The sequence below is a fragment of the Ruegeria sp. BC3 genome, assembly GCF_056539265.1.
The window spans coordinates 425,783-447,715 of sequence record NZ_JBQFUP010000002.1 but is presented as its reverse complement, the minus strand read 5'-3'; the positions used below and the strand labels follow the sequence as shown (position 1 = coordinate 447,715).

Sequence of the window (21,933 nt, the reverse complement as noted above, 5' to 3'; positions counted from 1 at the left end):
GGAACCCTGGGCCAGAAGATTGTCACTATTGACAGCGCAGTGTTGTTTACCTATCTCGCTTCGAGGCATCCTTGCGACCCAGCTTGTGCTGACCATTGCCTCTGGTGTCCTATTGATCAGCTTGCCAACCGTAAGTTCTACGGCCCTAGGAGGGGATAGCGTGCCACAAATGTACCATGAGCTTCCCGCAGAAGCGTACACGTCGCAGGAATGGTTTGACCAGGAACAGCGCGAGATCTTTTCGAAAACCTGGCGTTTTGCGGGCTTTATGGAAGATGTGCCTGAGCCCGGCCACTATATTTCGGTTCAAGCGGGGCTGAACAATTTGTTCATCGTGATGGGCCGCGATCGCCGGCTGCGGGCGTTTCACAACATTTGTCGACACCGTGGCACGCAATTGATCCGGGCCGTCGGCAAGACACAAAAGGCGTTGACCTGCCCGTATCATGACTGGACCTATGACCTGGAAGGCAATCTGGTTTCAGTGCCGGACGAAGATCGCGAGTATGGCTCGGTCGACAAATCCTGCCTTGGTCTGAAACCCGCTTCTGTCGACATCTGGAAGGGCATGTTGTTTGTGCATCCTGACCCGAACGCAGGGTCGATCATGAAATGGTTTGGCGATGTCGACGACAAGGTCGGCCCGCATGTGCCCGAAGAACTGGTGGAACATGAGGGCACTTCAAACACATATGAAATTCAGGCCAACTGGAAAATCGTCATTGAGAACTACATTGACGTATACCACCTGAGCCACCTGCACTCGAACACGTTGCAGATGTATGACCATGCCAAGGCGCAGTATGGTTGGTATGGGCCTCATTATATCTTTTGGGAACCGCCCGTAGAAGAGTTCGCAAAGGATCAGAACAAAAAGCTGCAGATGCCGAGGGTCGTGCCCGAAGATCAAAATGGCGCTTGGGTTCCGATGCTGTTTCCGGGAATTGGAATTGGTGCGTCCGAAGACGTATGGAATGTTTTCATCGTCACGCCTTTGGCTCCGGACAGGACACGGGTTCTGAATCGGACCCGCGTGGCCAACGCTTCAAGCTGGGAGTTTTCGAAACAAGCAAGCCGTTCGGGATCCTTCTGGAACAGCTTCGGGATCAAAGGAAAATACGAAGACGATGATGCCTATGGCGAAAACGATCCGATGGCGTCGGGCGATTTCACTCAGGAAGATATCTATGCCTGTGAGCAGCAGCAGAAATCCCTGACCTCGCCCTATTTCGAGGTTGGCCCGGCCTCTGTGGGTGAAAGCCCCGTGGTGCAGCACCAAAGGGTTGTGCGCGAGTGGTTGCAGGAAAAATGATCGGTCCGAAAGACCGCCTGTCCATAGCAACTTTGTTACGGGTCTTCCGGGCAAAGATCGCGATGACCTGGGGTCTGACTCTTTGCGAAACAGCTTTGTTTGCCATTCTCCCGCTATTGATTGGCTATTCGATCGATGGCCTGTCGAATGGCGATTACACGTCGTTTGTCCATTTCGGCATTGCGATGGCAATGCTTCTTGTCGTTGGAATTGTGCGGCGTGTGTATGACACACGAGCCTATGGCACGATCCGGGTTGAGCTGGGCGAAGCGCAAGCTAAGAGGGGTGCGTCGCAAGAGGTATCCGTCTTGAACGCGCGCGTTCTGATGGGGCGGGAATTGGTCGACTTCCTGGAAGGCGAAGCTCCGGAATCGATGGGGGCAGCCGTTCAGGTCGTTGTCTCAGTTGGTATCCTGTTGTCCTTCCACCGCGCGCTTGCGACCGCAGCGGGGACGGCTGCGGTGCTGATTTTGATCATCTTTGGTCTGTTTTCGCGCCGTTTCTTTCGGTTGAACGGTTTGCTGAACCAGCAATCCGAACGACAGGTGACCGCGTTGCAGAGCATGGATCTAAGAAAGATTGGTCAGCACTTTTTCAGACTGCGCTCGCATGAAGTTCGGCTGTCGGACTCCGAGGCGTTTGTATATGGCGCGATTTTTGCCGTCTTGCTCAGTATGCTGGCGTTCAATTTATGGTTTGCGGCGACGCAAAGCGGTGCGACGGCGGGTCAAATTTTCTCGGTTGTCACTTACTCGTTCGAGTTCGTGCAATCAGTCGTGATTTTGCCGATGGTTTTGCAAAGCCTCGCGCGTTTGTCTGAAATAACCGAGCGGATCAACGCCCCTGCAGAAAAAGACACTGCCAATGCTTGAACTGCGGGTTTCAAAAGTTCGATGCAAATCGAATAACATCAAATACATCGCCCCATCGCGTGGCACGAATGCCGGAGGCCCCCAATGACCAGAGAGTTCCACCCGCTGACGGTGCGTGACGTTCGTGAAGAAATCGGCGGGCAAGCCAAATCCGTGATGTTCGACGTGCCCCCGCATCTCGCGCAGGCGTTTGCGTGGCGGGCTGGGCAGCATGTTACGCTGCGCTTTCAGATCAAGGGCGAAGAGGTGCGCAGAAGCTACTCGATCTCTTCGTCACCTGTTTCGGGCGACCCCCTGCGCATCACCGTCAAAAGGGTGAAGAAGGGGCTTGTCAGCAACCATATCAATGACAATGTGCAGCCTGGTGATGTGATTGATGTCATGCCGCCGTTTGGTAGTTTTTGTCTGGATACTGACCCGACCGAGCGGCGTACGCACTACTTTCTGGGTGCGGGCAGCGGGATTACACCTCTGCATTCCATGCTGCAATCTGTTCTGTTGGCCGAACCGTGGTCTTATGTGCATCTGGTCTATGGCAATGCAAACGCGGATAGCATCCTGTTCAAAGACGCGTTCGCCGAGTACCAAGAGGCCTTTGCGGATCGCCTGACAGTACAGCACGTGCTGTCCAAACCCTCAATGTGGTCTAGCTTCGACTATTGGCGGCGAGGAAACATCGACAAGGATGCGGTTCAGGCGTTTCTGGCCGAAAACCCGCCCTATGCCCAAAATGCGCAGTACTACATCTGCGGCCCCGGCGGTATGAATGGATCGGTGAAAGAGGCGTTGATGTCGTTGGACGTGCCCGCGAACCGGATCCACATGGAAAGCTACGGTGGCGCGCAGGTCGCGGATGATGGCATAAAGGGTATTGATGCGGTCGTGGACATTACTCTGAATGGCCATCGGCAGTCCGTTCCGATAGCGCCCGGCCAAACGATATTGCAAGCCGCCCAAAAGGCCGGAATGGAGCCTCCATACTCCTGCCAGTCGGGTGTCTGCGGGGCGTGCCGGTGCAAGCTGAAGAAAGGTTCAGTTCATATGCGTGCACGGACCGCTTTGGATGACACGGAAATCGCCAAAGGGGCGGTTCTTTCCTGTCAGGCCGTTGCCACCTCGGAGAAGGTGGCAGTCACCTATGATTGACGCGCTTTGTCAGGGTATAGATTCCAAGCTTTCGGCAAGCTTCAATGCGGCGAAGTATGACGAATAGGCCCATGTTTTGGGAGGTCTCAGTGGAATGAACGCGTCCGTCGTGATGTACAGGTTTACGATACCGTGCGCGACTATTTCACAAGCCTGCTTGTCTGCCTTAGGGTGAGACGCAAGTACGATGTCCATCGCGACTTTGTAAAAATCGTCCATGGAATCCAGCAAAGGCTGACGGAGTTCCGGGTATATCTCGACGGAATTGACAAGCGACTGGTAGCAGATGTTGATCCTTGGATCCAACTCGCCTTCTGAATTGAACAAAGCCTCGATCAAACTTCGAACGCCGGGGTGGTCAGCAAGGGCCACGCGGAGTGCTTCACTTTGACCACTGAGGGTTTCGGCGATGTGGTTGCCAAGAGCCAGAACCATGGCTTTGCGGTTGCCAAGGTGGTGTCGGATCAAAGGCCGTTTCAGCCCGGCCGCAGCCGCGATATGTTCCAGCGTTGCCCCTTCAACGCCATAGGACACCACGCACGTCATGAACGCGTCCAGGACTTCTTTCTTCCGTTGATCTTGTACCGAAGGTCGACCCATGCGAATACTCTGCTTGTTTGCAATTGTTACAAGGTATCGTCTAGACAATATACTGTCAACATAGACAATCTAAATTTTTTGGCGCTTACTTTGATTGTACGGCCTTAAACTTAATTGTCATCCGATAGACCAGCCGGCGTGAAGGGGCAATACGTGCCGCCCGCGCGCCTATCAGGTCGCGCGGGCGTTCACCTCACTTCTGCAAGGCCAGCAATTCGTCGAACTGCGACTTGTCCAGCCGATAGAACATCAACGCGATAACCGATGCCATATACACCACAAGTGTCAGGCAGGCGTAGTTCCAGCCAAGTGCCCGAGTAACCTCGGCGGTCAGGTTCGATTGGTCCGGAGCTTCAGGAAATCCGACAAAGGCCAAGAATACCCCCGATGCTGCCAACCCGCCTGCGGTCCCGGCCTTGAGCACAAATGTGATGACCGAGGTGATGATCCCTTCGTTCTGAAATCCATTTTGGCTCATACCCAACTCGACGACATCCGCTGTCATCGAAGTCAAAAGCGCGGTAGTCCAGACGATCAGAACGATTTGCAGAATGCCATGGGCGAACAGCAGCCAGATCAAAAGTTCGGTTCCGTTTGCGGGAAAGAACCCGATCTCACGGAGCAGATAAGGTGCAGCGCCAACCACGGCCGAGAGGATCGATAGAATGATCGCGCTGGCCTTCTTGTCGCCCGATCGGGAAATCAGCCCAATGGTTACGCCTCCGATCAAAGCCCCGATCAGGTTCGCAATCAGGATCAGCGAGATCTGGTCGTTGTTCAGCTCCCAGAAGAACGACGTCAGATAGGTCCACAACGCGGCTCCGATCCCGGCTCCTACGGCATAGATGGCCGAACTGATGAAAATTGCGCGAAGGGCGGGCAGTTTGAAGGCTGCGATGGACTGTTTGAAGAACCCGGACGCGCTGTAGGTGGCGTCATGAGAGATATCTATCATCCGATCCTGCCAGCGTCGGGTGCCGAGCGCCGAGAAGGCGATGGCCAGAGCTATGATCACAGCTCCGACGAACCCGGCCTGTTGATACCCGGCTTGATTGAGGATGCCGTAAGGCATTGTATCCGTCGGGACCAGCCAGATCACATACATGGCGATGACCATAATCTGACCGGCGATCCAGCCTATTGAAACCTTCAGGCCCGACAGCGTCGTTCGTCCGGCATAATCCTTGGTCAGTTCCGGCACCATCGCGTTGTGCGGCACGTCAAATAAGGTCATTGCTGTGCGCAACAAGATCGTTGTGATCAGCAGGAACCAAAATTGCTGGTTCTCGGTTGTCAGCGTTTCGGGCGGGTTCCAGATGAACCAGTAAAGAAGGGCAATCGGGATTATCGCCAGATAGATGAACGGGTGCCTTTTGCCTGCGCGAGAACGCGTATTGTCCGACAGATAGCCGACAAGTGGATCCGAGATTGCGTCAAAAATCAAGGCGATAGACAGGGCTAACCCAACGGTTTCCGCAGGCAACCCAATAACCAGGTTGTAGTAAATCAGCAGGAAAAAGCTGAGGCCGTTTGTCAAAATGCCATTTGCCACACCGCCTGCCCCGTAAAAGAGCTGCATGCGTGCCGACGGGGCGTCCGTTTTGGTGTTCATTTGTGTCCTCCCGTTCGCCGAAGCCCAATTGTGTTTGGGTTCTCCGGTTTGCGCTGACGCGTTTCTTCGCGGCTTTTGTGCGCAGCCTGCGTCACTTTCCCTTTGATCGGTCTGAGTGCGCGCAGCAGGTGCGCAGGGGCGGCACCGGTTTGAGCCGCGCGCGCCCCTGATGATGATTTTTGATTTGGAATTTGATCCGACATCGCCGCGTCGGTTGTTTGAGTGAGGTCAGCGTTCCTTTTGCTTCTGCAACACCGTATGGAATGGGCTTGAAATTTCATTTCGTGCGTAGCTTGCAGATTTATTGTCTAAGATGACAACGCTAATCGCACGAAGTCCGCTGCATATCAATACATTTGTATTGAAAACGTGTTTTCCGGCAAAAACACAACTGAAAATTTCAAAAATATATTCCTAGAGTGAGATCTTGCCTGCGTTGTCACCTAAGTATGCAAAGGGTCCCGCGGCTGATAATCCCACTGCGAAAGAGCATCAAAATCGCGTCCTAATCAGTCAGAGTGGCGGTTCCACAAACTGCAGTACGAACGCCCTGCGCCGGGTCAGGCGACCAGTAAGCGGTTTTGACTTGTGTGGAGCCATCCGGCAACTTCGACGCCGGGCCGTCCTGAACGGTCAAGTGTTCGGCCTGAGGGATACCCTTCGGGAAGCCGGGCAGGATTACTCAGCGGATGGTCAGGTTCATGACCGTTTCTCTCAATTGTTGTCCGGGTTGCCGTCCGGACGGGGGTCTTTATAGCGGTTCAGATCCAGAACGCCGGCTTGAACAGGGTTGTTTGCCAGGAACATGGCCATAACCTGATCGCTTGTCTGCCAGAAATCGGGGCTTGTTCGACGCAGGCCAAAGGTCGCCACGAATTTCATCCAGTCTTCTTGTGACCGTACTGCTATGGCAGAAGTCACAAAGGAGTCCATCTGATCCTGCCGGACCCGGAAGAAAAAGTTTGGATAGCTTCCGACCACCCCCTGAAGAATTGACAGAACGTCGGCCTGTGGGTCCCGGCGATCTTCTTCATTGAACAGGAAAGCCACGTTGAAGTGGGCTTTGTCGTGAAGCACAGAATACAGGTCTGTTGACCCGTCTTCGGTCTCTATCAGCAATAGAGATGCATCCGGAAAGAACCGAACCCATTCACCGGTTTGATTTGCCAGCGCACGCAGTCCGGTCTGGTCATCATCAGAACAGGCGGGATCGTCACATCTGTTGATCGGGTCGGTAATCGCCCACAGGCCGTTGCCTCGATCGAGCAACTCATAAAGGAATTCCTGTTTGGGCGTGTCAGTATCAAACGTGATACCAGTCGGAAAACTTGGGTCGACATAACGGCGGTGCCAATATGTGTGCAGCTCGGCCAGTGTGCCCTGATACCAGGTGTCATGCATGGCTTGGCGGATGTCGGGGGGCATGAAGAACAGAAAGGTATCCTCGCTCTCCATTCTCAACTCGTCCATATAAAGCCGAGTCGAAAGCTGGTGCTCGACCCGCCCGAACACATCGTAGCCGGCGACCAGGTCGTAATAGATGCGTTCGAACACCGGAAAGTCTATGACCCAGGCGGTTTCCGGAATACCGCCGTGAAACCCGGTCATGGCTGAGGCGTTGTCGAAATGGCGAAAAACGGTGATCAGTGCTTGCGGGTTGGTGCCGTCTCCGTCCCAGATGGCATCATAACCCAACCCGGTTTTATGAGCGGTGCTTTCCCGATACCGAGTCTCGCGAAACTCCAAATATTTGACCTGATTTTCGTGAGATAGGCCTTGTAGGTCCCCCAACACGCGACCATCCAAGGCACCGACGGGCAATTCCAGAAACGCCGCGCCATCGGCCAGAAAGCTTGGGTCCGTAACCGACAGATCCGCGTCGGGATCAAGGAAACTGACCCAGAACCGATCTTCGATCACATCGACGGCGGTTTCACCGTGACAGACAGGGCCTCGAATGAAGCTGCGCACAAAGAATAACGCGTCATCCAAAAGAAACTGGTAACGGCTTCGGGCCGGGATTTCAGCGAATGTGCTGAACGGGTTGCTGCCCTCATCCTCTCCGTAGGCGGGCAGAGCAGTAACAAGCCAATCCGGTTCGAGGAATAGTTGCTGATAACGCACCATGCGATCCGCGCCGAAGGCGTAGACCAAGTGATCCTTGTGCACGATCGTTTCGTCGAACGGCTGCAACCGATAGTAGAAAGGTGCCGAGCCGGGATCGTCAAAGGGCCGCCGTGTGGCGATGACCTCGATCTCGGATCCAGGAGGTGTGGTTGAACGGACCAGCTGAAAGAACTGCCGCGGATCCGTTCCGGGGAAGTGCAGCCGGGCCAAAAACAGATGTTCGTAGATGTATCGGCCCATCAATTGGTAGCGCGGGTCGGGTGTATTCAAAAACACTTCCCACGATGCGATCTGCGCTTGGACTTCGTCCGACAGTTCCGGCGCTGTCGGAGGCATGGGGGCACCAATTTGCGCCCAGGTCATCAACACCTGATATTCGTCGTCGGTAAGCGGAGCAGCGGCATAAGGCATTCCAGCCATGGGGTTTGATGCGCTGTAGGCATCGAACTCTTGCGGTGTAGGGCAGGCCAATTGACGATCTAGAGCAAGGCCTAGGTCCTGCGGGAGCAGGGCATTTGCGTCCAGCGGTTCTTGGCGCCCTAGATTGAGATACCGCTCCATCAGCGAGCCGTCCTCATCATTCTGATCGGAGGAGCGGAGAACCGAGAAAAACCCAAGCGCGCGCCACTCGGGAACGGTCTGTGCGTCAATGCCAAGCCTTGTAGGCTGCGCGTCGGTCAGACGTTCGGTGTGATAGACCGCTTGCTTGCTGGCACCGCGCAGCAGACCATCCGGTGACGTCAGCTTGAGCTGGCAGGGCGCATCATAGCAACTGTGACAGACCACACAGCGATGGTTTAGAATGTCTTGGACCTCTGCCCATGAGGCGCTCTGGTCCTCAGCCCTGTTGGTATTTGACTGAGCCGCTGCCTGATCAAGAACCAGAAACCCAAAAACGGCCGCAATGGCATAGGTCACAAGACGCCCGTTTCGTAGTCTTCGCGGCATGGATGCCTCCTGATTTGGGTGATCAGAAAACGCGGAACATCGCGTCCAATTCAAAGCTATGTCCGATCTATACTACTGATTTCAGATCACTTGTCGCGCTGTGTTTTTCTGCAGACCCAGCAGAGTGCGTTTGTCGCAGTGTCACATGCGGCAAAATAGATGTATTCAGTGCCCAGTTTACCTGAATGCGTTTTGACTAGGGATCGCCGACTATGAGTGCGTCATGGATTGACCGGTTTAAAGGGCTGAGCCAACTGCCTCCTGACATTCGGGATCAGCTTGAAGCGGGCAGTCAGATCGTAAGCGTTCCGGCGGGAACGCAAGTTTTTGCGCCGGGGCAGACGGCTGACAACTTGCTGTTGCTGCTGGACGGGACAATCCGTGTCCAGCAAAAGTCCGATACCGGGCGCGAAGTGTTTCTGTACCGCGTCCACGCAGGCGAAAGCTGTGTGCTGACCACGGCATGTATGCTCGCGTTCGAGGATTACTCGGCCGACGGGATTGCCGAAACGGATGTGCGCGCGGTCGCCATCCCCCGCGCGACATTTGACGATCTGGTCGCAAAATCACCCGTCTTTCGCACATTCGTATTCGCGGCCTATTCGCGCAGGATTTCAGATCTTTTTGCACTGATAGATGACATCGTTTTTCGACGCATGGATGTCCGGCTTGCGTCCCGTTTGCTAGAGCTGTCGGACGCGCGTAACGTTGTTCACGCTACACATGCGGTGCTTGGCAATGAGCTTGGGACCGCGCGAGAGGTCGTCTCGCGCACCTTGTCGGAATTCCACCGCAGGGGTTGGATTGAACAGTCCCGCGGTGAGGTTCATCTGACGGATCGCGCCGCGCTTGAACATATGGTCAGATCTTCCGGCATGCACCTTTGAACAAAAAATTCCGGGTTTAGTGATCTTGTCACCAAAGGTTGAAGGATCGTCATGGCAAGAACGATTCATCGCATCTTGATGGAGTGAGTCGTGACAACGAATATGGGAAAATTTGACCGGGCCGCGCGCATCGCTGTCGCGGGTGTTTTGGTATTCCTGGCCTTCGGTAGCGGGCTTTTGGGGTCGGGCCTTTTGTTTTGGGTCGCGCTGGCCGTAGCGGCGATTTTCACCCTGACTGCCCTGGTGGGCAATTGCCCGATCTACAGCGTGATTGGCTTGAGAACCTGCCGCAATTGCGGGTGACAGAACATCCCTAGCGCCCTGATCCGCAACCGGAGGAGACATTCGATATGACAGATTACCCTGTGAACCTTGAGACAAAGCCGGTCGTTCAGGCCTTTTTTGACGAGGCCACGAACACCATCAGCTATATTGTCAAAGACCCGACATCGCCCGCGTGTGCGATTGTCGATAGCGTCATGGATATCGACTATGCGGCCGGCCGCATCACTTATGATCACGCGGATGAGCTGATCCGGCAGATACAGGATCAGGGCCTGAAGCTGGAGTGGATTATCGAAACCCACGTCCACGCTGACCACCTGTCTGCCGCCCCTTACATTCAGGAAAAGCTGGGCGGCAAGATTGGTATTGGGTCCAAGATCATGGTGGTTCAGGACACGTTCGGAAAAGTGTTCAACGAAGGCACTGAGTTCCAGCGCGACGGGTCGCAGTTTGACGCCTTGTTCGATGATGGGGACACCTACATGGTCGGAAACATGCAGGCATTCGCCATCTATACGCCGGGCCATACTCCGGCTTGTATGGTGCATGTGATGGGTGACGCGGCCTTTGTGGGGGACACGCTTTTCATGCCAGATGGCGGTTCTGCTCGCGCGGATTTTCCGGGCGGCGATGCGGGTACGTTGTATGACTCGATCCAAAAGGTTCTGGCCTTGCCGGACGAGACACGTTTGTTCATGTGTCATGACTATGGGCCCAACGGCCGCGACATCGCATGGGAAACCACAGTTGCCGACGAGAAGGCGCAAAACATCCATGTCGGCGGGGGCAAGACAAAGGATGAGTTCGTCAAGTTCCGGACCGAACGTGACGCGGTTCTGGACATGCCCAAGCTCATCATCCCTTCGCTGCAGGTCAATATGCGTGCAGGCGAAGTGCCGACCGATAGTGACGGCAACCCGATGCTCAAAGTTCCGGTAAACACGCTTTGATCTCGGAGGGCAGAGATATGGATCTCAGAAAAATCACACCGCAATTTACCGCCAGCCCTCAGATTTCGATAGAGGATGTCCCGGTCATTGCCGCCAACGGATACCGGGCCATAATCTGTAACCGGCCCGATGGCGAGGCCCCCGACCAACCGTCTTTCGAAGAGATTGAGGCCGCCGCCAAAGCGGTTGGCATCGAAGCGCGGTATGTCCCTATTCAAAGCGGCATGGTGAAAGATACCGATGTGCTTGCCTTCGGGGTCGTCCTGCAAGACCTGCCCAAGCCGGTTCTGGCCTACTGCCGCACCGGTACACGGTCAGTCACCTTGTGGTCATTCCACGAGGCCCCGACGCGCCCGATGGCCGAGATTCTTTCTGCGACTGCAACGGCAGGGTACGACATGAAAGGGGTCGCGCGCCGGATTGCCAACGGTGGCAAGACACCAACAGACACGGGTGACGCACATTTCGACGTTGTTATTGTCGGCGGCGGTGCAGGCGGCATATCGGTTGCAGCGAGCCTGAGGTCGCGCAAGCCCGATCTGAACATCGCAGTGATCGATCCGGCTGATATTCATTACTACCAGCCCGGTTGGACGATGGTGGGTGGCGGCATTTTCGACGCGCAAACCACCGCGCGGACGATGGGCAGCCTGATCCCAAAAGGGGTGCATTGGCTCAAGTCAGCAGTTGCGGCGTTCGAGCCCGAAAACAATGCGGTGATCCTGGATGGGTGCCGAGTGGTGAAATACGACCGGCTGGTGGTGTGTCCGGGCCTCAAGCTGGATTGGGGTGCGGTTGAAGGGTTGGAGGAGACCCTGGGCCGAAATGGGGTCACTTCGAATTACCGCTACGATCTGGCGCCCTATACTTGGCAATTGGTACAGGATCTGCAACGCGGTCGGGCCGTCTTTACCCAGCCGCCGATGCCAATCAAATGCGCGGGCGCTCCGCAGAAGGCGATGTATCTGTCTGGCGATGCGTGGTTCCGCAGCGGCGCGCTTAAGGAAATCGATATTCAGTTCATGAATGCGGGCGGAGTGCTTTTTGGCGTTAAGGACTATGTCCCTGCGCTTGAGGCTTATGTCGAAAAGTATGGGGCCGCTTTGAACTTTTTCCATAATCTGGTCGCAGTGGATGGGCCTGCCAAAACAGCCCGTTTCGAGGTAGCAAAACCAGATGCAGACAAGGAAATCGTCGAGGTCGAGTTTGACATGATGCATGTCTGCCCACCTCAGACAGCGCCGGATTTCATCCGCGTATCGCCTTTGGCCGATGCGGCGGGGTGGGTTGATGTGGATCAATCAACCTTGCGCCATAAAAGCTATGACAACATCTGGTCTCTGGGCGATGTTATGAACGCCCCGAACGCCAAAACCGCTGCTGCAGCGCGCAAGCAAGCCCCAACAGTCGCCGACAATATCGCGGCTGATATCGAGGGGCGGTCCGCAGTGGCACAATATGATGGTTATGGATCCTGCCCTCTGACTGTCGAGCGCGGCAAGATCGTGTTGGCCGAATTTGGCTATGGTGGAGCTTTGAAGCCCAGCTTCCCTTCTTTCCTGATTGATGGCACCAAACCCTCGCGCCTCGCTTGGCTTTTGAAGGAAAGACTGCTGCCGCCGATCTACTGGCAGGCAATGCTGCGCGGTAAGGAATGGTTGGCCAAGCCAGAGAAGCTGACGGTGGCAGCGGACTGAACATGAGCTCATCCCAGAAGGCATGGCGCCGTTATGTTCCGATCCTGGATTGGGGGCGGAGCTACACAAAATCGGCCCTGTCGAACGACCTGATTGCCGCGGTGATCGTAACGATCATGTTGATCCCGCAATCGCTGGCTTACGCGTTGCTGGCGGGGCTGCCGCCCGAGGCGGGTCTTTACGCCTCGATCGTGCCGATCCTGTTGTATGCCATCTTTGGTACAAGTCGTTCCCTAGCGGTTGGTCCGGTCGCGGTTGTGTCATTGTTGACGGCATCGGCCGTCGGGCAGGTGGCCGAGCAGGGGACGGCAGGATATGCTGTAGCCGCTCTGACACTGGCGTTTTTGTCGGGTGGGTTTTTGGTGCTGATGGGCATTCTGCGCCTGGGATTGCTTGCGAATTTCCTCAGCCATCCGGTGATCGCCGGGTTCATCACAGCCTCGGGTATCCTCATCGCAACCAGCCAGCTCAAGCACATTCTCGGTGTCGATGCCCACGGGCACACGCTGCCCGAGATGGTGATGTCGATCCTGTCCCACCTGCCACAGTTGAATTGGGTTACGGTGGCAATCGGCGTTTCTGCAACGGTGTTCTTGTTTTGGGTTCGCGCATCGCTGAAATCCACACTACGCGCGATGCGGGTGCCCCCGTTGCTGGCCGACATTTTGACAAAGGCAGGGCCGGTTGCCGCTGTCGTCGCGACCACGGTTTGCGTCTGGGCCTTTGATCTGGCCGGACAGGGCGTCAAAATTGTGGGTTCGGTCCCGCAAAGCCTGCCGCCTTTGACGATGCCCGGGTTTTCCCTGGATCTCGTGAACGCGTTGCTGGTCCCAGCCATCCTGATCTCAGTCATTGGTTTTGTCGAAAGCGTGTCGGTGGCGCAAACGCTGGCGGCAAAGAAACGTCAGAGAATTGACCCGGATCAGGAACTGATTGGTCTGGGTGCAGCAAATCTTGGAGCGGCCTTTACCGGAGGGTATCCGGTGACCGGTGGCTTTGCGCGGTCTGTTGTCAATTTCGATGCGGGGGCTGAAACGCCTGCGGCAGGCGCATTCACGGCGATTGGTCTGGCAATAGCGGCCCTGGCCCTGACGCCGCTGGTGTACTTCCTGCCCAATGCGACGCTTGCGGCGACGATCATTGTCGCTGTGCTTGGACTGGTTGATCTATCGATCCTGAAAAAGACCTGGGACTATTCGCGCGCCGACTTTGCTGCTGTCACAGCAACGATACTGCTGACGTTGGGGCTTGGGGTCGAAGTTGGGGTGGCTGCTGGCGTTGTGCTGTCCGTAGGGCTGCATCTCTACAAAACGTCCCGACCGCATGTGGCCGAGGTTGGATTGGTGCCGGACACCCAGCATTTTCGCAACATCCTTCGTCATGATGTCCTGACCGATCCAACTGTGGTGACGCTGCGCGTTGACGAAAGCCTGTACTTTGTGAACGCGCGCTTTCTTGAGGACTTGGTGCAGAAACGTGTGACGGACAGCAGTACCATTCGCCATGTCATATTGATGTTTTCTGCTGTGAATGAGGTCGACTATTCTGCCCTGGAAAGCCTCGAGGCGATCAACCGTAGGCTAGCCGATATGCGTATCGGGTTGCACCTGTCCGAGGTGAAAGGCCCTGTGATGGACCGATTGAAACGGTCGCATTTCCTTGAGGAACTGAACGGGCGCGTTTTCCTGTCGCAATATGATGCTTGGACGAGTCTTTCGCCTTCCAGCACTCCGGATGTCGCGGCATAATTCGGTTTCAAAAACGTCGTTGCAGGGTGCCTAAGGGCGGACGGGGACCCGCCCGCCGGATCATTCAATTGCGGTCCAGCCTTAAACCGTTGCGCCCTTGATACGAATGGCCGACCCCAGGCTGCCCGCGCAGAGGCCGATGACAACTGCGATCAACAGTTCAAACGTATTGACTTGGGCAAATGATCCATGGGCAAAGATCACGGTTTGCAGCAACGCGACAATGCCCCCCATCAACGCACCTAGCCAGACGCGACGTGTCATCATGCCCAGAGCCAACCCGAGGATTCCCGGCAGGCTGATGATGTTGGCTCCGACTGTTCCCAGAAATTCCAGCATATCGTGTCCCTTTTAGTCTGCGCGCGAGGTCAGGAATGACTTGATGTCGTCGCCGTTTGTTGCAGCGTGCCGTTGCAGCTGACTTGATGTCTTTCCGGCCAGAGTGTCGATGACTTCTTGATACCGTTCTTGATGGCCCGGTGGCAGGCTGTGAGCAATACCTTGATGGCAATCAATACAGGTCATGTTTTCGTCAATTGCGCGCTGATGTTCCGAGGCGGCGCGCGCCTCCTGTAGCGTGAAATCCATATAGTCGAAGTTGTGACAATTGCGGCATTCGCGGCTGTCGGAGGCTTTCATCTTTTTCCAAACCGCAGTCGCCATGCTCAGACGATGCTCTTCGTACTTTTCGGGCGTGCTGATCGTACCGACAAGCTCGTGATAGACGTCTTTGACCGCCATGATCTTGGCTTTGATCTTGTGGTTCCACTCGTGCGGCACGTGGCAATCGGAACAGATGGCCCGCACACCCGAGTGGTTGTTGTAATGGATCGTTTCACGGTATTCGCCGAGGTTGGTTTCCATCGTATGACAGGAAACGCAAAACTCTTCGGTATTGGTCAGCTCAAGCGTCCAGTGGAAGCCGCCCCAGAACAGGATGCCGGCCAAGAAACCCGCGAGGATCAGAAACCCAGAACTGAAGGCCACTGCTGGCGTCCAGATCCAGTTCCAGATGCGGCCAATCCAACCGCGCTTTTCAGGAGAGTCTGCCATGTCGGTGCTCCTTTCAATCTTGGGTTGGATTAATTGCCCGAGGACGGCTGAAACACGTTTTCGACCAATGGCGGCGCGTCAGCTTGCGGCACGTGGCACTGGTTGCAGAAGTAACGGGTGCCCGCGATGTGATCCAATTCGTTGCCTTCGCGATCCAGATAGTGAGTCATCGACAGGGTCGGCGCGTTGCGCTCGCCAGCCTTGGTCCAATCGTGGCACGTCAGGCACTGGTTGGTGCGCGTGTCGATCTGGTATTGTTCGATCGAATGCGGGATCAAGGGTGGTTGCTGGCGATAGTTGCGCTGCATGCGTCCTTCGATGTTTTTGTGAACCTTATCAAGGGGGATAAGTTCATCCACATCAGCGCCACGCAGGGTGTCGACATTCGCAGATTGCGCAAGAGCGAACCCGCCCAAGAGTAATACGGGAATAAGGGCTGTAAGGCCTGTACGGATTGGCTTGTTCATCTTGGCACTCCCTTAGATAGGTCTGGCTTCGCGCGGATCGGGCGCGGGAACTGGATCGGAAGGCACGGCGATCTGGTCGTCGAACCGGTGAGTAAACTTGAAAACGTCGACGGCGCAGACGTCGATGCAGCGACCGCATGTGGTGCAGTCGGGGGAAAGGATCAGGGGTGTTGATCCAGGCCTGCCTTTCAGCGCGGGTGAGATGACCTGATTTTCCGGGCATACCGCATAGCAATCCATGCAGTCATCGCAGGCCGCTCGGTTTGCGGCGCTGACCCTCAACAGGCCCTTCGCGCCAATTAGCCCGTAAAAAGCACCGACCGGGCAGATGTGACCGCACCAGCCATGACGGGCAACGAAGACGTCAAAAGCAAAAATCGCCACAACCATGGCCCAGACGAACCCCGCACCAAAGATCAGGCCGCGGTGCAGCATGGTGATCGGGTTGACCAACTCCCAGGCAATCACGCCGGTCGCCCCCGAGACGATCAGGACAGTCGCCAATACCCAAAGGCGGGTGCTGCGCTTGGGTTGCCAGCCTTTCGGCAGGTCCAAACGTCTGTGTAGCCAATTGGCCGCATCGGTGATCGGGTTGATTGGGCAGACCCATGAACAATAGACGCGCCCACCGATCAGAGCGTACGCGATCAGAACGATCACGCCCCCGATCAGTGCGGTCATCTCGGGCCAATGTCCCGCCATAACGCTTTGAAACAGGATCAACGGGTCCGTCAAAGGCAGCACGCCCAGTGTCAGAGACCCGGCAAGAGTGCCTTGAACAATCCAAATACCGAACCACGGCCCCAACAGGAACAGGACCAAAAAGAAGAGCTGACTTGCGCGACGCAACAACAGGTACTTGTGTGCGCGCACCCAGCCCTTCTCGTCGATAGCCTCCTGGCCGACTGGCATATGTGTTCGGGCGCTCATTGTCCGGCCCCCGGCAAATTATAGGACGGTGCGAACCCGCCGGGCGTGGACAGGTTGTCTGTTCCGGGCCCAGGCAGGCGGTCGGGTAAGTCGATGATACCCTCGACGAGGGGGCCACCCTTGGCCTCTTTCTCCTCCCAGCCCTTGCGGTAGTGGTCGGCGCTGCTGCCGCGGGCCAGACGGGCGGGCAGAACCTTGATCGCGGCCTCTGGCAGAACACAACTTTTCTCGCACATGCCGCAACCAGTGCAATGATCGGCGTGAACGGTGGGGATGAACATCGCATGATGACCCGAGCGTTCGTTATGGGCCGTTTCCAGCGTAATCGCGTCGTCAATCACCGGACAGACCCGGTAACAGACATCGCAGCGCAGGCCGAGGAAGTTCAGGCAGTTTTCCTGATCGACCAGAACAGCGACACCCATCTTGGCATCGTCAATATCATCAAGGCCCGGGTCCAGTGCCCCAGTTGGGCAGGCGGCCACACAAGGGATGTCGTCACACATTTCGCATGGCACGTCGCGCGCGGTGAAATAGGGTGTTCCGGTTGCCACCGCATCCGCCCCCAATTCTGCCAGTTTCAGCGTGTCGTAAGGACAGTCCCGCACGCACAGCCCGCAGCGGATGCATGCAGAAAGAAACTCCTTTTCGGGTAGCGCGCCGGGGGGGCGCAACGCCTCGGCCGGCAGGGCGCGGGCATCGCGGGCAAGCCAGGCCAGCAATGACCCGGCGACCACGCAGCCGCCCGTCGCCCGCGCCACATCCTGCAGGAAGCGACGCCTTTGCGGCGAAAGGGGTTTACCTTCGAAGGGCATGGGGACGACCTTTGCCTCGCTAGTCCGTTACGCGCGCTCGACCTTGCAGGCGCATTTCTTGTAGTCGGTCTCTTTCGACAACGGGCAGGTTGCGTCCAGCGTCAGTTTGTTGGTCAGCTGGTGTTCGTCGAACCAAGGCATAAAGACCAACCCGCGCGGCACCTTGTTGCGTCCGCGGGTCTCGACCCGGCTGGTGACCTCGCCACGTCGGGTTGACAGTACGATTTCCTGCCCGCGACGCAGACCGCGATCCTTGGCGTCCTCTGGATGCATGTAGACGACAGCGGAGGGGAAAGCCCGGTGCAATTCCGGTACACGACGCGTCATCGAACCCGAGTGCCAGTGCTCGAGCACGCGACCAGTGGACAGCCACAGATCGTACTCGTCATCCGGGACCTCAGCAGCCGGTTCATAAGGCGCAAAGATGATCTTGGCCTTGCCGTCTTTGTGGCCATAGAACTTCACGCCCGCGCCTTCGGGCACATAGGGATCGAAGCCTTCGCGGAAACGATAGAGCGTTTCCTTGCCGTCGACGACCGGCCAGCGCATGCCGCGGGCTTCGTGGTACATCTCGAACGGGGCCAGATCGTGGGCGTGGCCGCGACCGAAATCGGCATACTCTTCGAACAAACCTTTCTGAACGTAGAAGCCGAAATGTTCGGCATCGTCGTTATGGAAGCCTTCCGCCGTCTCGGACAATGGGAACTGATCGACCTTGCCGTTGGCGTAAAGCACGTCGAACATGGTTTTGCCGCGATGCTCGGGCATTTTGGCTAGAAGTTCTTCGCCCCAGACCTCTTCGACGGTGAAGCGTTTGGAGAATTCCATCAACTGCCAGAGGTCGGATTTGGCCTCACCCGGTGCCTGCACCTGTTGCCGCCAGAATTGCGTGCGGCGTTCGGCGTTGCCGTAGGCGCCTTCTTTCTCAACCCACATGGCGGTTGGCAGGATCAGGTCGGCGGAAACTGCAGTGACCGTCGGATACGGATCAGAAACTGTGATGAAGTTTTCCGGGTTGCGGTAGCCGGGATAGCCTTCTTCGTTGATGTTGGGCGCGGCCTGCATGTTGTTGTTGCACTGCACCCAATAGGCGTTCAGCTCGCCATCCTTCAGCTTGCGGTGTTGCAGTACGGCGTGGAAGCCGGGCTTGGGCGGAATGGTGCCCTCCGGGATGTTCCACGCGGTTTCGCAAATTTGGCGATGCTCATCATTGGCGACCACCATGTCTGCGGGCAGGCGGTGGGCAAATGTGCCAACCTCACGCGCCGTACCACAGGCCGAAGGCTGGCCAGTCAGCGAGAAGGGCGAGTTGCCGGGTTCGGAAATCTTACCCACCAGCAGATGCACGTTATACATCAGCGAGTTCACCCAGGAACCGCGCGTGTGCTGGTTAAAGCCCATGGTCCAAAGGCTCATGACCTTGCGGGTCGGGTCGGCATATTGCTGTGCGAGTTTTTCGAGTTTGTCCGCCGGAACGCCGGACAGTTCCGAAGTATATTCAAGCGTGTAAGGCGCAACCGCTTCTGCGTATTCCTCAAAGCTGATCGTTTCGAGTTTGCCCGAGTTCGGGTTCTCGGCCTCTTGCTGCAATGGGTTGGTCTCACGCAGGCCATAGCCGATGTCGGTCGCAGTCTTAGTGATGTTGACGTGATTTCTGACGAAATACTCGTTCACCGCGTTGTTCTGGATAATGTAATTGGCGATGTAGTTCAGGATCGCCAGATCGGTCTGCGGTTCAAACACGATGCCATTGTCGGCCAGTTCGAAGGAGCGGTGTTCAAAGGTCGACAGAACGTGTACCTCACAGCCCGGCTTTGTCAGGCGCGTATCGGTCAGGCGCGACCACAGGATCGGGTGCATCTCGGCCATGTTCGAGCCCCACAGCACGAAGGTGTCCGCGTGTTCGAGATCGTCATAGCAGCCCATCGGCTCGTCAATGCCGAAGGTGCGCATAAAGCCCACCACGGCCGAGGCCATGCAGTGGCGCGCGTTGGGGTCAATGTTATTCGACCGGAAACCCGCCTTCATCAGCTTAGAGGCAGCATAGCCTTCCCAGACCGTCCATTGACCGGAACCGAACATGCCGACGCTGGTTGGGCCTTTCTTGGCCAAGGCTTCTTTCCATTTGGCGGCCATGACATCAAAGGCTTCGTCCCAGCTGACGGGCTCGAACTCACCATTCTTGTCATATTCGCCGTTGGTTTTGCGCAGCAAGGGCGTTGTCAGGCGGTCCTTGCCATACATGATCTTGGACAGGAAATAGCCCTTGATACAGTTCAGACCGCGGTTCACTGGCGCATCCGGGTCGCCTTGGGTGGCGACCACACGGCCTTCTTTGGTGCCGACCAGAACGGAACAGCCGGTGCCGCAGAACCGGCACGCGGCCTTGTCCCAGCGGATGTCTGGCACACCAATCTGTGCACTGGCCTGACCGGCCGCAAGCGGGATGCCGGCGGCTGACGCAGTTGCTGCGGCTGCTGAGGCCTTTAGAAAAGTCCGACGAGATTCAGAATGTGTCATTGCTTGGGCCTCCGGCTGGTGGTTGGGCTTGGGGCATCGGGCTGCGGATCAGCATCCGCGAGATCCTCGAAATGATGGTAAGTAAGGGTCAGTGAGATCACGCCAGGGATCTGGTGCAGATCCATGATGGTTTCGGACGCAAGTCGGGTCGGGGTGTCTTCGACTACAACAACAAAACGTCCATCTTCTGTTTCGGCGTGAATTTCGACACCCTGCGTGTTTTTCATCGCGCGCGCTGCGGCGCTGGTGTGGTCGGGCGCGACATGGGCAAGGCAACCGCAGATGTTCATTGAAGGGCTTCCATTTCAGGTTCGGGTTGGCGTTCAAGGGCAATAGCGTCGGCAGGGCACAGGCTTGGGCAAAGCCCGCAACCGTTGCACAAAGAAGCGTCCAGTCCGGGCTCTGACCGACCGCCGGTCAGTAGTGTGAAACGGATCGCGTCACGCTCGCAGTTGTCCTGACAAATGCGGCAGCTCACGCCATTCATGGACAGGCAGCTCTCGGGCTTCAGCGCAGCACGCCACGGCCATTCGGTCACGCGATCAATGTTTAGTGCGTCTGTTGGGCAGGCCCGTGCGCAGTCACCGCAGAATGTGCAGGGATCATCGACAGGTTGAAATTGGGGGAAACCATCCGTGCCTATAACGATGACATCCTCGGGGCAAACCTCGGCGCAGTCACCGCATTTTGTGCACAAATCGGCAAAACTCTGCACAATCGCTCCCGGAGGTCTGGCAATCAGGCCGTCCTCTTGTCGAAACCTTGCGCTTAGAAACGCGCGTCGGCTGGTCATTTGTTGCATTGCACGCGACCTGGCTACACTCGATTCCTGTAATCGAGTGTATCGCATACCGCGAACCGTGCAGGCTTTTTTTGATTTAGGTCATTTTTGTGCCTGAATTTTAGGCTTTCTGCGAATTTGTGTATTCATATAAATGATTTATTGCACTCAACGCCGCGGCCGCGCGGTTCGGATCAAAAGGATAAAGACAAAAACAGACCCCAGCGAAGTGGTCACGATCCCGACCGGAAGCTCTTGTGGCGCAAGCAAAAGGCGGCTCAGAATATCGGAGCCGGTCAGCAATGCAGCGCCGACCACGGCGGCGGTTGGGACAAGCTGGCGGTGTAGCGGGCCGGCAATCCCGCGCGCGATATGTGGGACCATCAATCCAACAAATCCAATGACCCCGGCAACTGAGACAAAGACCGCTGTCGCAAGCGCCGCCACGAAGAACATTCGAAACCGCAGGCCCTGTACCGGCACACCAAGGGTGCTGGCCGTGAGATCTCCGGTCAGTAGCGCATCCAGCCAGCGGCTGCGGTACAAAGCATAAGCCAGGATCAGCGCCAGACCAGCGATGACTAGGGGGAAGGTCTCCCACCGGGCAAGGCCCAGGCCGCCCAGCATCCAGAAGATCACCGAATGCGCCGCTCGGCTGTCGCCTGCGAAAATAAGATAGTTGGTGATGGCGGAAAACAAAAAGGATACCGCAAGCCCAGCCAGGATCAATTTCTCGGGCGCGCTGGTGCGTAGCCCGTGCACCAACGCCAGTACAATTCCCGAGGCGACAAGACCGCCGCAAAACGCGGCCAGGGGGAGGGTCCAAAAGCCCAGCACATCCCCGGTGACCGTAATAACAAAGACAGCACCTGCCGCCGCGCCAGAGGACAGGCCGAACAGGAAGGGGTCCGCCAGATCGTTGCGCGTTGTCGTTTGCAAGACCACACCGACGATCCCCAACCCGGCACCAATCACGGCGGCGAACAACGCACGCGGCAGCCGCAGATCAAATACGATGCGGTGGAGCGGAGACATCTCTCCGTCGACCAACCCGGTCCCAAGCAGGACCCCGGCCAATGCATCTGCGGCAGGGATTGAGGTGGTCCCGTAGACGGTTGAAACCAGCAAGAGGGCGGCCAAAACAGCCGCCCCCAGCAATAGTGTCAGGCCCAGTCGGCCCATA

Annotated in this window: 20 protein-coding genes; 8 read left to right on the top strand and 12 right to left on the bottom strand. The window is 56.7% G+C overall.

Going from position 1 to position 21,933, the window contains the following annotated elements:
- Nucleotides 1-169 precede the first annotated feature (169 nt).
- The 3 genes from ACR0MV_RS07415 to ACR0MV_RS07405 all read left to right on the top strand — a co-directional run bounded on the left by ACR0MV_RS07415 (nt 170) and on the right by ACR0MV_RS07405 (nt 3,330).
- The gene (locus tag ACR0MV_RS07415; protein WP_480701871.1) at nt 170-1,312 is read left to right on the top strand and encodes an aromatic ring-hydroxylating oxygenase subunit alpha; all 1,143 of its coding nucleotides are present in this window, start codon (nt 170-172) and stop codon (nt 1,310-1,312) included.
- On the top strand, nt 1,309-2,184 hold the full coding sequence (locus ACR0MV_RS07410; protein ID WP_480701602.1) for an ABC transporter six-transmembrane domain-containing protein: 876 nt from the start codon (nt 1,309-1,311) through the stop codon (nt 2,182-2,184). Before ACR0MV_RS07415 ends, ACR0MV_RS07410 begins: the two co-directional genes overlap by 4 nt.
- Nucleotides 2,185-2,268: 84 nt before the next feature.
- Nucleotides 2,269-3,330: a 2Fe-2S iron-sulfur cluster-binding protein gene (locus ACR0MV_RS07405; RefSeq protein WP_480701601.1), complete on the top strand. Its 1,062-nt coding sequence runs from the start codon at nt 2,269-2,271 to the stop codon at nt 3,328-3,330.
- A 9-nt stretch (nt 3,331-3,339) separates the two neighbouring features.
- Here the strand turns inward: ACR0MV_RS07405 and ACR0MV_RS07400 are convergent, their stop codons facing one another.
- The 3 genes from ACR0MV_RS07400 to ACR0MV_RS07390 form a co-directional block, all read right to left on the bottom strand.
- A complete protein-coding gene (locus tag ACR0MV_RS07400; protein WP_170423677.1) occupies nt 3,340-3,930 on the bottom strand; it encodes a TetR/AcrR family transcriptional regulator in 591 nt (196 codons plus the stop codon).
- A gap of 193 nt (nt 3,931-4,123) precedes the next feature.
- Complete coding sequence (locus ACR0MV_RS07395; protein WP_480701600.1) at nt 4,124-5,542, bottom strand: MFS transporter; 1,419 nt, start codon at nt 5,540-5,542, stop codon at nt 4,124-4,126.
- Nucleotides 5,543-6,256: 714 nt separating this feature from the next.
- A complete protein-coding gene (locus ACR0MV_RS07390; RefSeq protein ID WP_480701599.1) occupies nt 6,257-8,617 on the bottom strand; it encodes a fatty acid cis/trans isomerase in 2,361 nt (786 codons plus the stop codon).
- 212 nt (nt 8,618-8,829) lie between these two features.
- Here ACR0MV_RS07390 and ACR0MV_RS07385 point away from each other — a divergent pair, with 212 nt between their 5' ends.
- From ACR0MV_RS07385 to ACR0MV_RS07365, 5 genes are all read left to right on the top strand, one after another.
- Nucleotides 8,830-9,504, top strand: coding sequence for a Crp/Fnr family transcriptional regulator (locus ACR0MV_RS07385; protein WP_480701598.1), 675 nt, complete (start codon nt 8,830-8,832; stop codon nt 9,502-9,504).
- A 90-nt stretch (nt 9,505-9,594) separates the two neighbouring features.
- On the top strand, nt 9,595-9,807 hold the full coding sequence (locus tag ACR0MV_RS07380; protein WP_170423669.1) for a YgaP family membrane protein: 213 nt from the start codon (nt 9,595-9,597) through the stop codon (nt 9,805-9,807).
- A 47-nt stretch (nt 9,808-9,854) separates the two neighbouring features.
- Nucleotides 9,855-10,739: an MBL fold metallo-hydrolase gene (locus tag ACR0MV_RS07375; RefSeq protein ID WP_480701597.1), complete on the top strand. Its 885-nt coding sequence runs from the start codon at nt 9,855-9,857 to the stop codon at nt 10,737-10,739.
- A gap of 17 nt (nt 10,740-10,756) precedes the next feature.
- A complete protein-coding gene (locus ACR0MV_RS07370) occupies nt 10,757-12,436 on the top strand; it encodes a bifunctional protein tyrosine phosphatase family protein/NAD(P)/FAD-dependent oxidoreductase (protein ID WP_480701596.1) in 1,680 nt (559 codons plus the stop codon).
- Between the two features lie 2 nt (nt 12,437-12,438).
- Complete coding sequence (locus ACR0MV_RS07365; protein ID WP_480701595.1) at nt 12,439-14,184, top strand: SulP family inorganic anion transporter; 1,746 nt, start codon at nt 12,439-12,441, stop codon at nt 14,182-14,184.
- Between the two features lie 81 nt (nt 14,185-14,265).
- Here ACR0MV_RS07365 and ACR0MV_RS07360 read toward each other — a convergent pair whose 3' ends face one another.
- From ACR0MV_RS07360 to ACR0MV_RS07320, 9 genes are all read right to left on the bottom strand, one after another.
- A complete protein-coding gene (locus tag ACR0MV_RS07360) occupies nt 14,266-14,523 on the bottom strand; it encodes a hypothetical protein (protein ID WP_170423661.1) in 258 nt (85 codons plus the stop codon).
- Nucleotides 14,524-14,535: 12 nt separating this feature from the next.
- Nucleotides 14,536-15,237 (bottom strand): NapC/NirT family cytochrome c, encoded by a 702-nt coding sequence (locus ACR0MV_RS07355; RefSeq protein WP_480701594.1) that lies wholly within the window; start codon nt 15,235-15,237, stop codon nt 14,536-14,538.
- 29 nt (nt 15,238-15,266) lie between these two features.
- Entirely contained in the window at nt 15,267-15,704 is a 438-nt protein-coding gene (locus ACR0MV_RS07350) for a nitrate reductase cytochrome c-type subunit (RefSeq protein WP_170423656.1), read from the bottom strand.
- A gap of 12 nt (nt 15,705-15,716) precedes the next feature.
- Nucleotides 15,717-16,634, bottom strand: coding sequence for a quinol dehydrogenase ferredoxin subunit NapH (gene napH, locus ACR0MV_RS07345; protein WP_480701593.1), 918 nt, complete (start codon nt 16,632-16,634; stop codon nt 15,717-15,719).
- Complete coding sequence (napG, locus tag ACR0MV_RS07340; RefSeq protein ID WP_170423653.1) at nt 16,631-17,449, bottom strand: ferredoxin-type protein NapG; 819 nt, start codon at nt 17,447-17,449, stop codon at nt 16,631-16,633. Before napG ends, napH begins: the two co-directional genes overlap by 4 nt.
- A 27-nt stretch (nt 17,450-17,476) precedes the next feature.
- Nucleotides 17,477-19,969 (bottom strand): nitrate reductase catalytic subunit NapA, encoded by a 2,493-nt coding sequence (gene napA / locus ACR0MV_RS07335; RefSeq protein ID WP_170423651.1) that lies wholly within the window; start codon nt 19,967-19,969, stop codon nt 17,477-17,479.
- The gene (locus ACR0MV_RS07330) at nt 19,966-20,259 is read right to left on the bottom strand and encodes a chaperone NapD (protein WP_170423649.1); all 294 of its coding nucleotides are present in this window, start codon (nt 20,257-20,259) and stop codon (nt 19,966-19,968) included. Before ACR0MV_RS07330 ends, napA begins: the two co-directional genes overlap by 4 nt.
- Nucleotides 20,256-20,771, bottom strand: coding sequence for a ferredoxin-type protein NapF (locus ACR0MV_RS07325; RefSeq protein ID WP_480701592.1), 516 nt, complete (start codon nt 20,769-20,771; stop codon nt 20,256-20,258). Before ACR0MV_RS07325 ends, ACR0MV_RS07330 begins: the two co-directional genes overlap by 4 nt.
- A gap of 147 nt (nt 20,772-20,918) precedes the next feature.
- Nucleotides 20,919-21,932 (bottom strand): FecCD family ABC transporter permease, encoded by a 1,014-nt coding sequence (locus ACR0MV_RS07320; RefSeq protein WP_480701591.1) that lies wholly within the window; start codon nt 21,930-21,932, stop codon nt 20,919-20,921.
- Nucleotide 21,933: the final 1 nt, after the last annotated feature.

Coding starts and splice junctions, on each gene's coding strand:
- ACR0MV_RS07415 (WP_480701871.1), top strand. CDS start 170: ATGTACCATGAGCTTCCCGCAGAAGCGTACACGTCGCAGGAATGGTTT.
- ACR0MV_RS07410 (WP_480701602.1), top strand. CDS start 1,309: ATGATCGGTCCGAAAGACCGCCTGTCCATAGCAACTTTGTTACGGGTC.
- ACR0MV_RS07405 (WP_480701601.1), top strand. CDS start 2,269: ATGACCAGAGAGTTCCACCCGCTGACGGTGCGTGACGTTCGTGAAGAA.
- ACR0MV_RS07400 (WP_170423677.1), bottom strand. CDS start 3,930: ATGGGTCGACCTTCGGTACAAGATCAACGGAAGAAAGAAGTCCTGGAC.
- ACR0MV_RS07395 (WP_480701600.1), bottom strand. CDS start 5,542: ATGAACACCAAAACGGACGCCCCGTCGGCACGCATGCAGCTCTTTTAC.
- ACR0MV_RS07390 (WP_480701599.1), bottom strand. CDS start 8,617: ATGCCGCGAAGACTACGAAACGGGCGTCTTGTGACCTATGCCATTGCG.
- ACR0MV_RS07385 (WP_480701598.1), top strand. CDS start 8,830: ATGAGTGCGTCATGGATTGACCGGTTTAAAGGGCTGAGCCAACTGCCT.
- ACR0MV_RS07375 (WP_480701597.1), top strand. CDS start 9,855: ATGACAGATTACCCTGTGAACCTTGAGACAAAGCCGGTCGTTCAGGCC.
- ACR0MV_RS07370 (WP_480701596.1), top strand. CDS start 10,757: ATGGATCTCAGAAAAATCACACCGCAATTTACCGCCAGCCCTCAGATT.
- ACR0MV_RS07365 (WP_480701595.1), top strand. CDS start 12,439: ATGAGCTCATCCCAGAAGGCATGGCGCCGTTATGTTCCGATCCTGGAT.
- ACR0MV_RS07360 (WP_170423661.1), bottom strand. CDS start 14,523: ATGCTGGAATTTCTGGGAACAGTCGGAGCCAACATCATCAGCCTGCCG.
- ACR0MV_RS07355 (WP_480701594.1), bottom strand. CDS start 15,237: ATGGCAGACTCTCCTGAAAAGCGCGGTTGGATTGGCCGCATCTGGAAC.
- ACR0MV_RS07350 (WP_170423656.1), bottom strand. CDS start 15,704: ATGAACAAGCCAATCCGTACAGGCCTTACAGCCCTTATTCCCGTATTA.
- napH (WP_480701593.1), bottom strand. CDS start 16,634: ATGAGCGCCCGAACACATATGCCAGTCGGCCAGGAGGCTATCGACGAG.
- napG (WP_170423653.1), bottom strand. CDS start 17,449: ATGCCCTTCGAAGGTAAACCCCTTTCGCCGCAAAGGCGTCGCTTCCTG.
- napA (WP_170423651.1), bottom strand. CDS start 19,969: ATGACACATTCTGAATCTCGTCGGACTTTTCTAAAGGCCTCAGCAGCC.
- ACR0MV_RS07330 (WP_170423649.1), bottom strand. CDS start 20,259: ATGAACATCTGCGGTTGCCTTGCCCATGTCGCGCCCGACCACACCAGC.
- ACR0MV_RS07325 (WP_480701592.1), bottom strand. CDS start 20,771: ATGCAACAAATGACCAGCCGACGCGCGTTTCTAAGCGCAAGGTTTCGA.
- ACR0MV_RS07320 (WP_480701591.1), bottom strand. CDS start 21,932: ATGGGCCGACTGGGCCTGACACTATTGCTGGGGGCGGCTGTTTTGGCC.